At 70.1% G+C, this 13386-nt stretch carries 15 protein-coding genes; 9 read left to right on the top strand and 6 right to left on the bottom strand.

The window, feature by feature from the left end; genetic code table 11:
* The first annotated feature begins 475 nt into the window (after positions 1-475).
* Positions 476-1408 carry a winged helix-turn-helix domain-containing protein gene (locus tag ACFORO_RS36265; protein ID WP_377876409.1) on the top strand — a complete coding sequence of 311 codons (933 nt, stop codon included), beginning with the start codon at positions 476-478 and terminating at the stop codon, positions 1406-1408.
* Positions 1409-1705: 297 nt separating this feature from the next.
* Complete coding sequence (locus tag ACFORO_RS36270) at positions 1706-2185, top strand: hypothetical protein (protein ID WP_377876407.1); 480 nt, start codon at positions 1706-1708, stop codon at positions 2183-2185.
* 25 nt (positions 2186-2210) lie between these two features.
* Here ACFORO_RS36270 and ACFORO_RS36275 read toward each other — a convergent pair whose 3' ends face one another.
* The 4 genes from ACFORO_RS36275 to ACFORO_RS36290 form a co-directional block, all read right to left on the bottom strand.
* Positions 2211-2492 (bottom strand): DUF3040 domain-containing protein, encoded by a 282-nt coding sequence (locus ACFORO_RS36275; RefSeq protein WP_354750483.1) that lies wholly within the window; start codon positions 2490-2492, stop codon positions 2211-2213.
* Positions 2493-2679: 187 nt separating this feature from the next.
* Positions 2680-2946 carry a GlsB/YeaQ/YmgE family stress response membrane protein gene (locus ACFORO_RS36280; RefSeq protein WP_009077073.1) on the bottom strand — a complete coding sequence of 89 codons (267 nt, stop codon included), beginning with the start codon at positions 2944-2946 and terminating at the stop codon, positions 2680-2682.
* A 122-nt stretch (positions 2947-3068) separates the two neighbouring features.
* Positions 3069-3965, bottom strand: coding sequence for an RNA polymerase sigma-70 factor (locus tag ACFORO_RS36285; protein WP_377876404.1), 897 nt, complete (start codon positions 3963-3965; stop codon positions 3069-3071).
* 65 nt (positions 3966-4030) lie between these two features.
* On the bottom strand, positions 4031-4792 hold the full coding sequence (locus tag ACFORO_RS36290) for a class I SAM-dependent methyltransferase (protein ID WP_377876402.1): 762 nt from the start codon (positions 4790-4792) through the stop codon (positions 4031-4033).
* Positions 4793-4840: 48 nt separating this feature from the next.
* On the opposite strand from ACFORO_RS36290, the gene ACFORO_RS36295 reads away from it, so the two are divergent.
* The 5 genes from ACFORO_RS36295 (at position 4841) to ACFORO_RS36315 (ending at position 8011) form a co-directional block, all read left to right on the top strand.
* The gene (locus ACFORO_RS36295) at positions 4841-5464 is read left to right on the top strand and encodes a class I SAM-dependent methyltransferase (RefSeq protein WP_377876400.1); all 624 of its coding nucleotides are present in this window, start codon (positions 4841-4843) and stop codon (positions 5462-5464) included.
* Positions 5465-5505: 41 nt separating this feature from the next.
* Positions 5506-5700, top strand: a complete 195-nt coding sequence (locus ACFORO_RS36300) for a hypothetical protein (RefSeq protein WP_377876398.1) — start codon at positions 5506-5508, stop codon at positions 5698-5700.
* A 26-nt stretch (positions 5701-5726) separates the two neighbouring features.
* A complete protein-coding gene (locus ACFORO_RS36305; protein WP_377876396.1) occupies positions 5727-6212 on the top strand; it encodes a TetR/AcrR family transcriptional regulator in 486 nt (161 codons plus the stop codon).
* Between the two features lie 26 nt (positions 6213-6238).
* On the top strand, positions 6239-6769 hold the full coding sequence (locus tag ACFORO_RS36310; protein ID WP_377876394.1) for a Chromate resistance protein ChrB: 531 nt from the start codon (positions 6239-6241) through the stop codon (positions 6767-6769).
* Positions 6770-6871: 102 nt separating this feature from the next.
* Entirely contained in the window at positions 6872-8011 is a 1140-nt protein-coding gene (locus ACFORO_RS36315) for an MFS transporter (RefSeq protein ID WP_377876392.1), read from the top strand.
* Between the two features lie 50 nt (positions 8012-8061).
* On the opposite strand, the gene ACFORO_RS36320 is transcribed toward ACFORO_RS36315, so the two are convergent.
* Both ACFORO_RS36320 and ACFORO_RS36325 read right to left on the bottom strand, forming a co-directional pair.
* Positions 8062-10125 carry a phosphocholine-specific phospholipase C gene (locus ACFORO_RS36320; RefSeq protein ID WP_377876390.1) on the bottom strand — a complete coding sequence of 688 codons (2064 nt, stop codon included), beginning with the start codon at positions 10123-10125 and terminating at the stop codon, positions 8062-8064.
* Positions 10126-10261: 136 nt separating this feature from the next.
* Positions 10262-11227 (bottom strand): Lrp/AsnC family transcriptional regulator, encoded by a 966-nt coding sequence (locus ACFORO_RS36325; RefSeq protein WP_377876388.1) that lies wholly within the window; start codon positions 11225-11227, stop codon positions 10262-10264.
* 114 nt (positions 11228-11341) lie between these two features.
* On the opposite strand from ACFORO_RS36325, the gene ACFORO_RS36330 reads away from it, so the two are divergent.
* Together ACFORO_RS36330 and ACFORO_RS36335 are read left to right on the top strand one after the other, a co-directional pair.
* Positions 11342-12739, top strand: coding sequence for an FAD-dependent monooxygenase (locus ACFORO_RS36330; RefSeq protein WP_377876386.1), 1398 nt, complete (start codon positions 11342-11344; stop codon positions 12737-12739).
* A 1-nt stretch (position 12740) separates the two neighbouring features.
* Complete coding sequence (locus ACFORO_RS36335) at positions 12741-13382, top strand: class I SAM-dependent methyltransferase (protein WP_377876384.1); 642 nt, start codon at positions 12741-12743, stop codon at positions 13380-13382.
* Positions 13383-13386: the final 4 nt, after the last annotated feature.

Here is a 13386-nt window from a genome sequence, read left to right on the forward strand (position 1 = left end):
ATCTCCAAGCGCTTCGACAACGCCGTCGCCGGCGGCAACGGCCTCCTGCTCGGCTGAGCCCGACGCACTGAGGCACCGGAAACGGGGTCCGGCCCACGCGGCCGGGCCCCGTTTCGCATTTCGTGGCGGAAATAGTCGCCCGGGTGGGGGAAATCGCTGCGGCAAATGTCGGGAACTGCTGGTCCATCGGCACTCCGGCGGCGGCTCGCCAACCGGGGAAGCCGCGCCGCACGGCCGGATCCGGCGGCATCCGGGCGGGCACGGCGCTTCCGGCTAATGCGTGCGCCCGATCCGGCGAGACGATTTGTCTCGCTTTCGTGGTTTCGCTGCGAACTGTGCGTAGACGGACCACCTGATTCAGCGAGATTCGCTGGCATTCGGTGGGTTCTTTCCCCCACGGGAAAAAGCGCCTGGACAGCGGCGGATCCGCGCGGCACTCTGGAAGCGCAACCATGTCGGGGGGCAGGGGGAGCACATGGCGTTGCGCATTCATTTCACCGACGACGATTTCGGCCGGACGAGGCGGCGCACCGGCCCCGATCCGCTGTGGGAACTGGTGCTGAGCCTCACGGCTCTGCAGAGCCGCCGTCCGGCGAGCGGGCTGCGGGTCTGGTCCGCGCGTGCCCGCAAGCAACTTCGCAGAGAGAGCCTGCTGCCGCAGCCTCGTCCGGCGGCGGCGCTGGAGATCCGCAACCGGGCGCTGCGGGCGCTGCCGCCCGGCGCACCGGGCATCCGGCACGCGGCAGCGCTGAGACAGCCGGACCGGCGGCGGCAGCTCGGTCCGGTCGCGGGAGACGGTCTCGTGCACGTTCCGAAAACGACGCTGCGCGCGGAGCTTCAGACGTTCTTCGTGCACGGGGTCACGCCCTCGTGGGTCGGGGAGCTGGCCGACGGGGCGCGCGCCCTGCTCGGCTCGGCGCTCGCTTCGTACGGCACGGCTCGGCAGGCGCCGACTTGGCCGTCCGCCAGCGACAAAGCCGCCGCGCCGATCCGCTGGGAGCGCCCGGAGTTGTCCGGCGAACCGCCCGCGGACCGCAGTGTCTACTTCGGAGGGTTGCTCGTGATCCCGGCCTATTTCCGGGTCGTGGAACCGGATTCGGCGACCGGACCAGAGCTGCCGGTGGTCTGGGGCGCGCCCGCGGAACGCGCGATCGCGGCAGGCGACACCGAGCAGGACCCGCTGCCGGATCTGCTCGGCACGACGCGGGCCCGCGCGCTGCACGCCCTGGCTGTCCCGCTGTCCACGGCCGAATTGGCCGGGGAGATCGGCGTGACCCCGGTGGCGGCGGGCAAACACGCGGGTGTCCTGCGCCGCGCGGGATTGGTGGAGAGCCAGCAGGAAGGGAACACGGTGCGGCACGCGGTGACGGCCACCGGACAGGCATTGCTGAGCGCGTCCGGGGGATGATTGTGCGTTCCGGAAGAATCCCACGTACTGACGGAAGACGGCGGCAATAAACGACGCGATCCAGCGCGGGTGCTGCCAGGCGATCCGGAATGGGCGGCAGCTGCTCCGACGCTCTCGGGCAGCCGGTCGCGTCCGGGTTGCCTCCGTGTGGCGTTACCCACGAATGAGTGAAAAGAGCGGGTGAAACCGGGCATCGACCCGGCGTCGTTTGCCCGTCGCGGGCGCCTTTTCCTGCGACTTGGGCACATTTGTCCGCAAACCCTGCCGTGCTCCCGGTTTTCCCGGCATTCTCTAGGCATGGCTTCTGGTGGTTTCCGCGCGTCCGCGGTGCGCGGTCGCGTGTTCCTCCTTCCCGTCCTGGCCGCGGCCGTCGCGGCCTCGGCGGTGGCCGGGCTCTGGCTGGGCCTGTGGATCCACCGGCAGGGCGCCGCGGCGATCGACCGCGCGCCCGGCCGGTCCGTGGTCGCCTCCGTCGCACCCGAGTCCGGCGCGCTGCGCGGCACCGAGGGCGCCGCGATGCCCGACACCCGGCGCGTCACGTGGACCGCCCCGGACGGCGGTACCGAGGAAGCCAACATCCCGCTGCGTTCGGATCCGGCGGCGCGTGGGCTGACCCGCGTTCGCGTGGATGCGCGGGGGCAGTTGCGGTCGTCGTCTCCGGATCAGGTCGACGTCATGTCGGTTTCGGTGATCGCGACGGTTGCGTGGGAGTTGGTCACGGCGATCGCGGGTTTCGCGCTGTTCCGTCGTTTCGTACGCGGGCGCGTCGCCGCCTGACGATGCTCTCCTTGCCAAACAGGCGTCAGCGCCAGTGGCAGCGGTAGAACCAGATGATCGCGAACGGGATCGCCGTCGTGAGGACCGCGCCCACCGCGATCGGCGGGGCGGAGTCCATGCCGAACCCGACCACGAGCGTGACCAGCCCGGTGAGGAACACGCTCAGCACGCCGAGCGCGGCCGCGGCGAAGGTGAGCACCGGCATCGGGCGGAACTTCTCGAACCGGCGGGCAAGGCGCGGGTTTTCCTGGGCGAGGCATCGTTCGATCTCGTCCAGCTGGTGTTGTTCGTGGTCGCGCAGCGCCATCGTCCGCTCCGCCCGTCGACCTGGCCGAAACTTGTCCGCTGATTCTGCCACGAAACGAGCCCGGAATCCGGGGTCGCGTTCAATTCGAAGCCTAGCCCGGGTGAGTCGGCCGACAGCGTGAAAGCCTTTCGGGATACGCGAAGCGGGGGCGGCCCGCCGCGCACGGCGAAGCGGGCCGCCCCGGGGGTCAGTCTCGGCGGCGGCCGCCCACGATGAGCCGGTAGCCGGTCAGGATGACCAGCGCGCCGAGCACCGCGAGACCCCACGTGCGCAGGTCGAAGAACGTCCCGAGCTGGGTGTGGAACAGCGTTTTGCCGATCCAACCGCCCACGAACGCGCCTCCGATCCCGAGCAGGATGGTGATGATGCAGCCGCCCGGGTCCTTGCCCGGCATGAGGGCCTTCGCGATCAACCCGGCGATCAGGCCCAGCACGATCCAGCTGACAACGCCCACGTCGGTCCTCTCCTCGGTACGGCGGCGGCCCGTAGGGCCGCCCCTGGCGGGGACCAGAATGGCATGGTCCGTACGGGTGGCGCGCGCCAGAGTCAGGGCTACTGTGCGTAGCCTCACGGGAGTCAGCGGCGAAGGGCGGTTTCCTCGTCCATGTGCGACAGCTTCGCCGGATTCCGGACCGCGTACAGGCCGGTGATCTTGCCCTCGTCGATGCGCAGCGTGAGCACGGTGTCGACCTCGCCGTCGAGCTTCAGCACCAGCGCCGGGTGCCCGTTGACCTGCATCGGGCGCAGCGGCGCGGGGAGCCGGACGTGCCCGGCGGTCAGCAGCCGCGCGACCTTGTCCGCGCCGACGATCGGCCGCGGCACCGCCTGCTTTACGCCGCCGCCGTCGCCAAGGAACACGACGTCCGGGGCGAGCAGGTCCAGCAGTCCCTGCAGGTCGCCGGTCTCGACGGCCTTCTGGAACGCGTTCAGCGCGCCGCGGGTCTCGGCGGGCGTGACGTCGCCGCGCGGACGGCGGGCGGACACGTGCGATCGCGCCCGGTGCCCGATCTGCCGCACCGCGGCCGGGGTTTTGCCGACCGCTTCGGCGATTTCGTCGTAAGGCACGTCGAAGACCTCGCGCAGCACGAACACCGCGCGCTCGGTCGGCCGCAGCGTTTCGAGCACCAGCAGCATCGCCATCGAGACGTTGTCGGCCAGTTCGACGTCCTCGGCGACATCCGGCGCGGTGAGCAGCGGTTCGGGCAGCCAGGTCCCGATGTAGGACTCCTTGCGCCTGCCCAGGGTGCGCAGCCGGGTCAGCGCCTGGCGGGTGGTGATCCGGACCAGGTAGGCGCGGTGTTCGCGGATCTCGTCGAGGTCGACGCCCGCCCACTTCAGCCAGGTTTCCTGCAGCACGTCCTCGGCGTCGGCGGCCGAGCCGAGCATCTCGTACGCCACGGTGAACAGCAGGTTCCGGTGGGCGAGGAAGGTCTCGGTGGCGAGGTCCGGGCTCGCTTCGCCGGGCGCTGTCATGGATGGCTCCTTCGCGTTCTGGGGACGATCGCCCATAGGACGCCGGCCGCCGGGAGTTTGTGACATCAGGTCCGGCGCGCGGTGACGAGCCACGCCCGTGCGTCGAACCAGACGCCGTCGCGGCCGTGGTGCTCCGTCATTTCGGCGCGCAGCCGGGCAAGCGCTCGGTCTTTCTCGCTGGGGTCGCGGGCCAGCAGGTCGCTCGCTTCACGGAGTTGGAGCACCGCGTCGAGCGCCGAAGCGGGATCGGGGCCGTACCAGACCGGTTCGCGCACGTCGGCCAGTGCGACGTCGGCGAATCCGTTCGCGGTGAGGACACTTCGGACAGTCGCGGGCTCGGCGAGGGAGAAGGCGTCGCCGAGCCCGGTGCCGTCCGGCGGATCGGCCTCGGCGAGCGCGCGGTGGATCGCGGTGACCCATTCCTGGCGGCGCCGCTCCTGCCAGACCAGTTGCACGAGCCGCGCCCCGGGCCGCAGCGCGCGGGCGATGTTGGCGAACGCGGTGGCCGGATCCTCGAAGAACATCGTGCCGAACCGGCTCAGCCCGAGCGAGAACGCGGCCATCTGGAACGGATGGACTTGCGCGTCCGCCTGGGCGAACCGGATGTTGGGCACGTCCGCGGCCGCTCGCTCGGCGCGGGCGAGCATCGGGGCGGACAGGTCGACTCCCAGCGCGCTGCCGCGAATCGCGCGCCGAGCGGCGGCGCGGGTGGTCTGCCCGGAGCCGCAGCCGATGTCGAGGACGTGGTCGTCCGGCTGGACATCGGCTGCCTCGCGGAGGTGCCGGTCGTAGCGGCGCAGTTCCGCGTCGTAGTCGAAGTCCCCCATGAGATGCGAGGGTACTGGGAAGGCCCCGGCGGAGAGGAGTTCGCGACGATGGCGGAGCGGGGACAGGACTGGTTGCGGCGGACGTGGGACGAGGCCGCGCCGCGGTACGACCGGGACATTGCGTGGGTCGAGCGGGCGTTGCTCGCCGACGGCCGCGAGTGGGTGTGCGGGCAGGCCTCGGGGGAGGTGCTGGAGGTCGCCGTCGGGACCGGGCGGAATCTGCCGTTGTACCCGCCGGAGGTGCGGCTGACCGGGATCGACCTCAGCCCGTCGATGCTGGACCTCGCGCGTCGCCGGGCCGCCGAGATCGGCTGCGAGGTGACGCTGACCGAGGCCGACGCGCAGTCCCTTCCGTTCCCGGACGGCTCGTTCGACACGGTCGTCTGCACGCTGGGTCTGTGCGGCGTCCCGGACGAACGCGTCGCGATCGCGGAGATGCACCGGGTGCTGCGGCCGGCCGGGCGGCTTCTGCTGCTGGACCACGTCGGCAGCGACCGGTGGCTCGTTCTTGCCGTGCAGCGGCTGGTGGAGAAGCTGACTGTGCGGCAGCTGGGGGATTACCTGACCCGCCGGCCGCTGCCGTTGCTCGCGGCGGCCGGGTTCGCGGTGGAGCAGGCGGAGCGGAGCAAGGCCGGGATTGTCGAGCGGTTGGTGGCGCGGAAGGCCGCCTAGTCCTGTACGGTCGTATTGTACGTTCGTATAGGAGGGTTCGGATGAACGGCACCTGGGGGCACGTCGTGGTCGGCGTGCTGATGGTGATTGTCGGTGCGGTGCTGTACTTCGCGTTCCACGACGTCGAGACGCCGGTGGTCGGGCTGCGGCAGGTCGGCGTGGTGGTGGGGGTGATCGGGATTCTCGAACTGATCGCCGTCGCGTGGCGGGCTCGCACGGGGGCGTCTCGGCGGTGAAGCGTGCCACCCATGTGCTCGATGCTGTGCTGGAAGTGTTGGCGGAGCAGGGAATCGGCGCGCTGAGCGTCCGGACGGTCGCCGCGGCGGCGGGCGTTTCCCCGGCTCAGGTGCAGTACTACTACCGGACGAAGAACGACCTCGTGCGCGCCGGTTTCGAGTATGCGGGGGAGCAGTTCCTGGCGGAAATCGAAGCGGCGCAACCGGAATCGATCGCCGGTTACGTCGAACTGTGGCTGCCGCTGGACGAAGCGCGCTCCCGGCGGGCCCGGGTGTGGCTCGCGTACGCGGCGGCGGCCGTGGTGGATCCGGTGCTGCGGGAGGAAAACGCGAAGCTCGATCGCGAGCTGCGGCAGTGGTATGTCGACGCCGGGCTGTCCGAGGACGTGGCGGCGCAGGTGTTCGCGATGATCGACGGCGTGACGCTGCAGTGTCTCTCACTGCCGTTGGCGGACCGGCAGGCACTGGTGGACCGGACGGTCGGCGCGTTCCAGGCGGCGCTACCTCGCTGAATGTAACACGTGCTACATTCAGCGCTGTGGCAGACGACAAGTGGCTGGTGCTGGTGGTGCGGGTGCCGTCCGGACCGTCGCGGCATCGGGTCGCCGTGTGGCGTGAGCTGCGGCGGGTCGGCGCGTTGTCGCTCGGGCAGGGCGCCTGGGCAGTGCCGGACGTGCCCGGGTTCGCCGCCGGTGTTGCGCGGGTCGCCGAGCTGGCCGAACGCGGCGACGGCGAGGTGATCACGCTCGACGCCGCCGAACGGGACGGGTCTCGGCTGGTGGAGTTGTTCACCGCCGAGCGGGACGAGGAGTGGACGGAGTTCCTGGCCGACTGCGGAAAGTTCGACGCCGAGATCGACAAGGAAATCCGGATCGGCAAGTTCACGATGGCCGAGCTGGAGGAGGAAGAGCAGAGCCTCGAGCGGTTGCGGCGCTGGCATCGGGATTTGAAGGCGCGGGATGTGTTCGGTGCGCCGTCGGCTGGGGAGGCTGAGCAGCAGTTGAAGCATTGCGCGGAACGGCTTGCCGAGTACACCGAGCGGGTTTTTGAAGCCCTGCACCAGATGTGAGGGCTTCGGGTGAGTGTGAAGGCGGCTGGGGACGGCGTGGTTGTTCGCCGACTGCGCCAGGCGGGTCTTTCCCGTCCCCGCAGCAAGAGGTGAGGGTTTCGCATGAGTTCCGCTGAGCTGCGTCCGCTGTACGCCGCCGGGTTCGTCACCGCGTTCGGGGCGCACAGCATCGCCGCCAGCCTGGGCGCGTACACGCACGGCGATTCCCTCCTGACCTTGGGATTGCTGCTCGCGGTCTACGACGGGGCCGAGGTCGTGCTGAAGCCGGTGTTCGGGTCGCTGGCCGACCGGATCGGGCCGCGGCCGGTGCTGCTCGGCGGGTTGCTGGCGTTCGCGCTCGCGTCTGCGGCTTTTGTCATCGCGGGAAATCCGGCGGCGGTGGGGCTGGCGCGGTTCGGTCAGGGCGCGGCCGCGGCGGCCTTCTCGCCTGCGGCCGGAGCGATGGTCGCGCGGTTGTCGCCGGAGAAACGGCAGGGGCGGGCGTTCGGCGGTTACGGTGCTTGGAAGAGCATCGGTTACACGCTCGGCCCGCTGCTCGGCGGCGTGCTGATCACGCTGGGCGGGTTTTCCTTGCTGTTCGGCGCTCTCGCGGTGCTGGCCTTCGCCGTCGCGGGGTGGGCCGCGCTGGTGGTGCCCGCGCCGGAGCCGTTGCCTCGCCAGCGGCAGACCGTGCTCGACCTTGCCCGTCGGCTCGCCGAGCCTGGGTTCGTGCGGCCGACCGCGGTGCTGGCCGGAACGACCGGGGCGCTCGCGGTGGGCATCGGATTCCTGCCGGTGACCGGGGCGGCGAGCGGTCTCGGCACGGTCGCGACCGGTGCGGTGGTGTCGGTGCTGGCGTTGTGTTCCGCGCTGGTGCAGCCGTGGGCCGGACGGCTCCGGGACGCCGGCCGGATCCCCGACGGTCCGGGGATGGCTGGCGGCTTGCTGCTGACCGCGGCCGGGTTGGCGTTGGGAGCGCTGATCCCGGGCATCGCGGGGGTGCTGGCGGCGGCGGTGGCGATCGGTGTCGGGGTCGGGGTGGCCACGCCGATCGGGTTCGCGCATCTGGCTGGTGCCGCGCCCAAGGAACGGCTCGGGCAGACGATGGGCGCGGCAGAGGTCGGGCGCGAACTGGGCGATGCGGGCGGGCCGTTGCTGGTCGGCGCGATCGCTTCGGCGGCGACGTTGGGGGCGGGGTTCGGCGGGTTGGCAGTGGTGTTGGCGGTGGTCGGACTGGTGGTGGCTGGCTTCCGAAAGCCGTGAGGGGAACCCTCAGGGAATCAGAGTCCCTCAGGGTTCCCCTCACGTACCGCTCAGCTGGTGGCGATGGCTGGGTCGCTGGTCGAGGCTTGGCCAGTCTCCGCGTGGCCAGCGAAACGCCGCACGTACTGCCCGTCGTGGTCCGCCTTGACCGTGATGTCGTACCAGCCGTTGGCGACGCCCCACTTCGGCACCGCTCGTGAAGTGCCCGGGGCGAGCGTGTACTGGTAAGCCTCGGTAGGCGCGTAGGCGTCAATTCCGGTGAAGGTGACCGTCCGGCTGCTCGGGTTCGTGAACGTGACCGTCACGAAGCCAGCATCGTGCCGCGCAGTCACCTCCGGGCCCAGGCCGCCGATCGTTCCGGCCTGTTCGCGGAGCCAGCCGTTCGGGCCGAAAACCGAGTACTGGTACCAATCTCCCGCGCCGCTCGGCAGGTGCCAGCTGTCGCTGACCGACTTGTGGCCCTCCACGGTGTACGGCCACGGTCCGTCGGAACGCATCTTCGACGTCACGTGGAACCCGGCTCCGGCGTCGCCGAAGTTGGTGAAGGTGAAGTACATCCGGCCGTCGCGGGCCTCGGTGTCCGCGGCCAGGTCGTACGGCAGCGCGCGTGCTTTGCGGGTGCCGGGTTCCTGCTTCGGGAGCGAGCCGTTCGAGGGCGGCACCGGGTGATAGGTCGGCGGGGTGCTGTGGTCGGCGGGCGGTTGGTAGTCGCCGGTGCCGGGCAGGGACGGGACGCCGCTGTTGGCTCCGGTGAAGTCGAACGCCGTCGTGAGGTCCCCGCACACGGCACGGCGCCACGGCGAAATGTTCGGGTTGTGCACGCCGAATCGCTTCTCCACGAACTGGATCAGCGAGGTGTGGTCGAAGGTTTGCGAGCAGACCCAGCCGCCGGTGCTCCACGGCGAGACGGCCAGCAGCGGCACGCGCGGGCCGAGTCCGTAAGGCATTCCGGTCAGGTACGACGCGGCCGCGCCGCCTTCGTACCATTCTCCGGCGACGCTCGCCGTCGATTTGCCCCAGTTCGCGTCGCGCGGCGGGTACGGCGGGACGACGTGGTCGAAGAAACCGTCGTTCTCGTCGTAGGTGATCAGCAGGACGGTTTTGCTCCAGACGTCCGGATTGGACGTGAGCGCGTCGAGTACGCCAGAGACGTACCAGGCACCGTAATTGGCGGGCCACGCCGGATGTTCGCAGTACGCTTCCGGGGCCACGATCCAGGAGACCTGGGGCAGCCGGTTCGCTTTGACGTCCGCGGTGAGGTGGTCGAAGAAACCGTCGCCCGCGGCGGCGTGGGTGCCGGTGCGCGCGTTGTCGTAGAGCGGGCTGCCTTGCGTCGATTTCTGGTACTGGGTCAGGTAAAGCAGCGAGTTGTCGCCGTAATTGCCGATATACGCGTCATCGGTCCAGCCCCACTTGTGCTCCTTGTCGAGACCGTTGCCGATGTCCTGGTAGATCTTCCAGGAAACCCCGGCCTTTTCCAGGATTTCCGGGAAACTGGTCCAGCCGTAGCCGGATTCTTCATTGCCCAGCACCGGCCCGTTGCCGGAACCGTCGTTTCCGGTCCAGCCGGTGTACATGTAGTACCGGTTCGGGTCGGTGGAGGACAGCATGGAGCAGTGGTAGCCGTCGCAGATGGTGAACGCGTCGGCGAGCGCGTAGTGGAACGGGATGTCCTTGCGCGTCAGATACGCCATCGTGGTGCGGGTTTTCGCCGGGATCCACTTGTCCCAGCGGCCGGTGCTCCACGCGGTGTGCGTGCCGTTCCAGTCGTGGTTGAGGTCCTCGATGAAGGTGAGGCCGAGATTGTCCTCGGCGGGCCGGAACGGCAGCGTTTCGGCGCCGCTCGCGTCGGCCTGGTTCCACACGGATTTCCCGCTCGGCAGCGAAACCGGGCGCGGGTCGCCGAAGCCGCGGACGCCGTTGAGGGTCCCGAAATAATGGTCGAACGAGCGGTTTTCCTGCATCAGCACGACCACGTGCTCGACGTCCGCGAGCGTGCCGGTGCGCACGGCGGCCGGCACCGAAGCCGCCCGCGCGATGCTCGCGGGCAACGCCGTGCCCGCGGCGGTGGCCGCGGCGAGTTGCATGAATCTGCGACGGCTGACCGATGACATCGGTGTCTCCTCGAAAACTCGGGGACAGTTCGCGGACGCGTTCGGGAATTTCCCACCGGGAAAAGCCGAACGAATCATTGACGGACCACCGCCGCGCTGTCAACCGCTGACCGGGAGGGCGCCCGTTCGTACTGCGTCACAGCCGGTTTGCTACCCGTTTAACCGTCTTGATCACCGGTGCCGTTTCCACGTGGGTGACCGCGGGGAGCGCGGCGACGCTGGTGGTGAGGTAGCGGTACAGCTCGTGCTGGCTCGCGCACACCGCGGTCGCGTACAGGTTGGTCGGGCCGGTGGTCGCGGCGGCGAACGCGACTTCCGGGTGCGCGGCCAGCGCGGCCCCGGCCTCCTCCAGTGCCGACGGGGCGACCGAAAGCCACAGCAGTGTCCGGATTCCCTTGCCGTGCAAACGCCAGTCGAGATCGAGGTCGAAGTACAGCACGTCCCGTTCGCGCAGTTCCGCCATGCGGCGGCGGACGGTCGTGGGGGACCAGCCGGTCTCGGCGGCGAGCTGTTCGAACCCGGCGCGGCCGTCGGCGGCCAGTGCGGCGAGGAGTTCGCGGTCGCCGTCGTCGAGTGTCGCCGGGCCTGGCCGGAGAGGGATCGGCGGCGGGCGCAACCGGGCGACTGTGGCGTCGTCCAGCACGCCGAGCTTGGCGACCAGGCTGTCTGGCCCGCCGTAGAACGCGTGCAGCACCGAATGCGCGGTGACGCCCTCGACCCGTGGGGTGCGGGGAAGTTTGGCCAGCAGCAACGCTTCGCTGTCGGCCTCGTTTTCGATGCGGACGGTGCAGGTGACCTCGGTGCCGCCGGAGCTCAGGCTCACCCATGCGGTGTCCGGCCGCCGCGCGAGCGCCTCGGCGACTGCGCCCGCCGCGGAAGGCGCGCACCGGATACGAAGGAACCATTGCACCGCACCGGAAGCTGTCTCGTTGACGCTGCCGACGACTCGAACCGCTCCCGTCGACCGGAGCCGGGAGTAGCGGCGCGCGACGGTGCGATCCGACACGCCGAGCGCGTCGGCGATCGTGCTGAACGGGGCCCTTGGATCGATCTGCAGGGCATGCACGAGCTGGCGGTCGAGGTCGTCGTAGCCGGAATCCACCGGCTCGAGAGTACATATGTCGGAATCCGCCGCAATCGGGTCGCTTTCTGGCTCGCGGGCCGTCGCCGGGCCGAGAGTCGGTTCCGAACACACCGACCCACGAGGGGAGAGATCATGACTGCCGAGGTGCTCGTCGTCGGAGCCGGTCCGACCGGGATGACGGCGGCGAACGAACTGCGGCTCGCCGGAGTGTCCTGCGTGCTGGTGGACCGGCTGCCGCGGGCGAGCGAACTGTCGAAGGCCGGCGGGCTGCAGACCCGCACCCAGGAGGCGTTCGACCAGCGCGGCCTGCTCGAACCGCTGCTGGCCACCGGCGACTACCCGGTCACCACCGCGCATTTCGCCGGGAATCTGCTGCCGCTGGTCCGGAGACGGCACCGGTTCCCGTGGCGGTCGGTGCCGCAGGTCGTGATCGAGGGGTTCCTGGAGGAACACCTCGCCGCGGAAGGAATCCGCGTCCGCCGGGACCACGAACTGGCCGGGCTGGAGCAGGATGCGGACGGCGTCACTGCGACGTTCGCCGACGGCACCGCGATCCGGTCCCAGTACCTGGTCGCCGCCGACGGCGGGCGCAGCACGGTCCGGAAGCTGCTGGGCGCGGAGTTCTCCGGCCGTCCCGGGACCGAGACCATGGTGGCCGCCGACGTGCGGCTGAGCGCCGAGGTTCCGATGACCACGATCACCCGGGAGGGCTATCGCGCGCAGGTGTTCCCGCTCGGCGTCGACGCCGAAGGCCGCCCGCTGCGCCGTCTGACGTTCGGCGGACCCGGCTGGTCGCGGGAACGGGACATCCCGGTCACCGAGGACGAGATCCGCACCGGGCTGAAGACAGTCTTCGGCAACCGCGTGGAATTGGTCGAACTCCGTTACGCCCGCCGGATCACGAACGCCGCGCTGCAGGCCGCGCAGTATCGGCACGGCCGCGTCTTCCTGGCCGGCGACGCCGCGCACGTGCATCTTCCCTTTGGCGCGCAAGGCATGAACGCCGGAATCCAGGACGCGATGAACCTCGGCTGGAAGCTCGGCGCGGCGGTTCGCGGCACCGCGCCCGAGGGGCTGCTGGACAGCTATCACGCGGAACGGCATCCGGTCGGCGCGGCGGTGCTGCGCAACGTCCAGGCGCAGTCGCTGCTCCTGGACGACGGTCCCGATTCGGCTGCGGTCCGGTCGTTGTTCACGGAGTTGGTGCACTTGCCCGAAGTCCAGTACCTGCTGGACGACATGTTGTCCGGCATGGGTTTCCGCTACGAGATTCCGGGCAGCGAGGAGCATCCGCTGGTCGGGTTGCCCGCGCATGATCTCGGCCCGGAACTGCGGGCTGGACGCGGTGTTCTCGTGGATCCCGAAGGCCAGTTCGGCGATCTCGCGCAGCGGTGGGCGGATCGGGTGAACCGCGTTGACACGGGTGCCGAGGCGAAGCTGGTGCGGCCGGACGGATACGTGGCGTGGGCCGGTGATCCGGACGGGCTAGAACCCGCGCTTCGCCAGTGGTTCGGCGCGCCGTTGAGCTAGCGTGACCGTGGTGCAGACCTGGCTGACCGACACCCGGACCTCGTACGACACCGTCGCCGACAGCTACGCCGACCGATTGCGCGACTCGATCGCCCAAAGCCCGTCGCTGCGGATGACGTTGGGCTTGTTTGCCTCGCAGGTACACGGAAACGGCCCGGTCGCCGACGTCGGCTGCGGCACCGGGCACGTCACCGCGCACCTGAACAGCCTCGGTCTCGACGCGTTCGGCCTGGACCTTTCGCCCGGCATGATCGAGGTGGCCCGGCGGGATCACCCGGGGCTGCGGTTCGCGGTCGGGTCGATGACCGCGCTCCCGCTGCCCGACGTTTCGGCGGCCGGGGTGCTGTCGTGGTGGGCCCTGATCCACGTCCCGGACGAGGAGGTGCCCACTGCGATCGCGGAGTTCTACCGCGTGCTGCGGCCCGGCGCGCCGGTCGCGATCGGCTTCCACGTCGGCGACGTCGCCCGGTTGAAGACGCAGGGTTACGGCGGGCATGCGATGCGGCTGTACGTTCACCGCCGACGGCCCGCGCAGGTGTCGGAGTGGTTGCGGGAGGCCGGATTCACCGTCAACGCGGAATGGGTGGAGGAGCTGGACAGCGAGGTGCCGCAAGCGGTGGTCTACGCTCGCCGTCCAGCCTGAGAGC

Origin of the sequence: Amycolatopsis halotolerans (assembly GCF_042647905.1) — a bacterium.
In the GTDB taxonomy this organism is placed as follows: Bacteria; Actinomycetota; Actinomycetes; order Mycobacteriales; family Pseudonocardiaceae; genus Amycolatopsis; species Amycolatopsis halotolerans.

Excerpts from the sequence above, each read along its gene's own strand:
- ACFORO_RS36315 (WP_377876392.1), top strand. The coding sequence starts at position 6,872 with ATGAGTTCCGCTGAGCTGCGTCCGCTGTACGCCGCCGGGTTCGTCACC.
- ACFORO_RS36290 (WP_377876402.1), bottom strand. The coding sequence starts at position 4,792 with ATGGGGGACTTCGACTACGACGCGGAACTGCGCCGCTACGACCGGCAC.
- ACFORO_RS36300 (WP_377876398.1), top strand. The coding sequence starts at position 5,506 with ATGAACGGCACCTGGGGGCACGTCGTGGTCGGCGTGCTGATGGTGATT.
- ACFORO_RS36265 (WP_377876409.1), top strand. The coding sequence starts at position 476 with ATGGCGTTGCGCATTCATTTCACCGACGACGATTTCGGCCGGACGAGG.
- ACFORO_RS36295 (WP_377876400.1), top strand. The coding sequence starts at position 4,841 with ATGGCGGAGCGGGGACAGGACTGGTTGCGGCGGACGTGGGACGAGGCC.
- ACFORO_RS36275 (WP_354750483.1), bottom strand. The coding sequence starts at position 2,492 with ATGGCGCTGCGCGACCACGAACAACACCAGCTGGACGAGATCGAACGA.
- ACFORO_RS36285 (WP_377876404.1), bottom strand. The coding sequence starts at position 3,965 with ATGACAGCGCCCGGCGAAGCGAGCCCGGACCTCGCCACCGAGACCTTC.
- ACFORO_RS36330 (WP_377876386.1), top strand. The coding sequence starts at position 11,342 with ATGACTGCCGAGGTGCTCGTCGTCGGAGCCGGTCCGACCGGGATGACG.
- ACFORO_RS36320 (WP_377876390.1), bottom strand. The coding sequence starts at position 10,125 with ATGTCATCGGTCAGCCGTCGCAGATTCATGCAACTCGCCGCGGCCACC.
- ACFORO_RS36270 (WP_377876407.1), top strand. The coding sequence starts at position 1,706 with ATGGCTTCTGGTGGTTTCCGCGCGTCCGCGGTGCGCGGTCGCGTGTTC.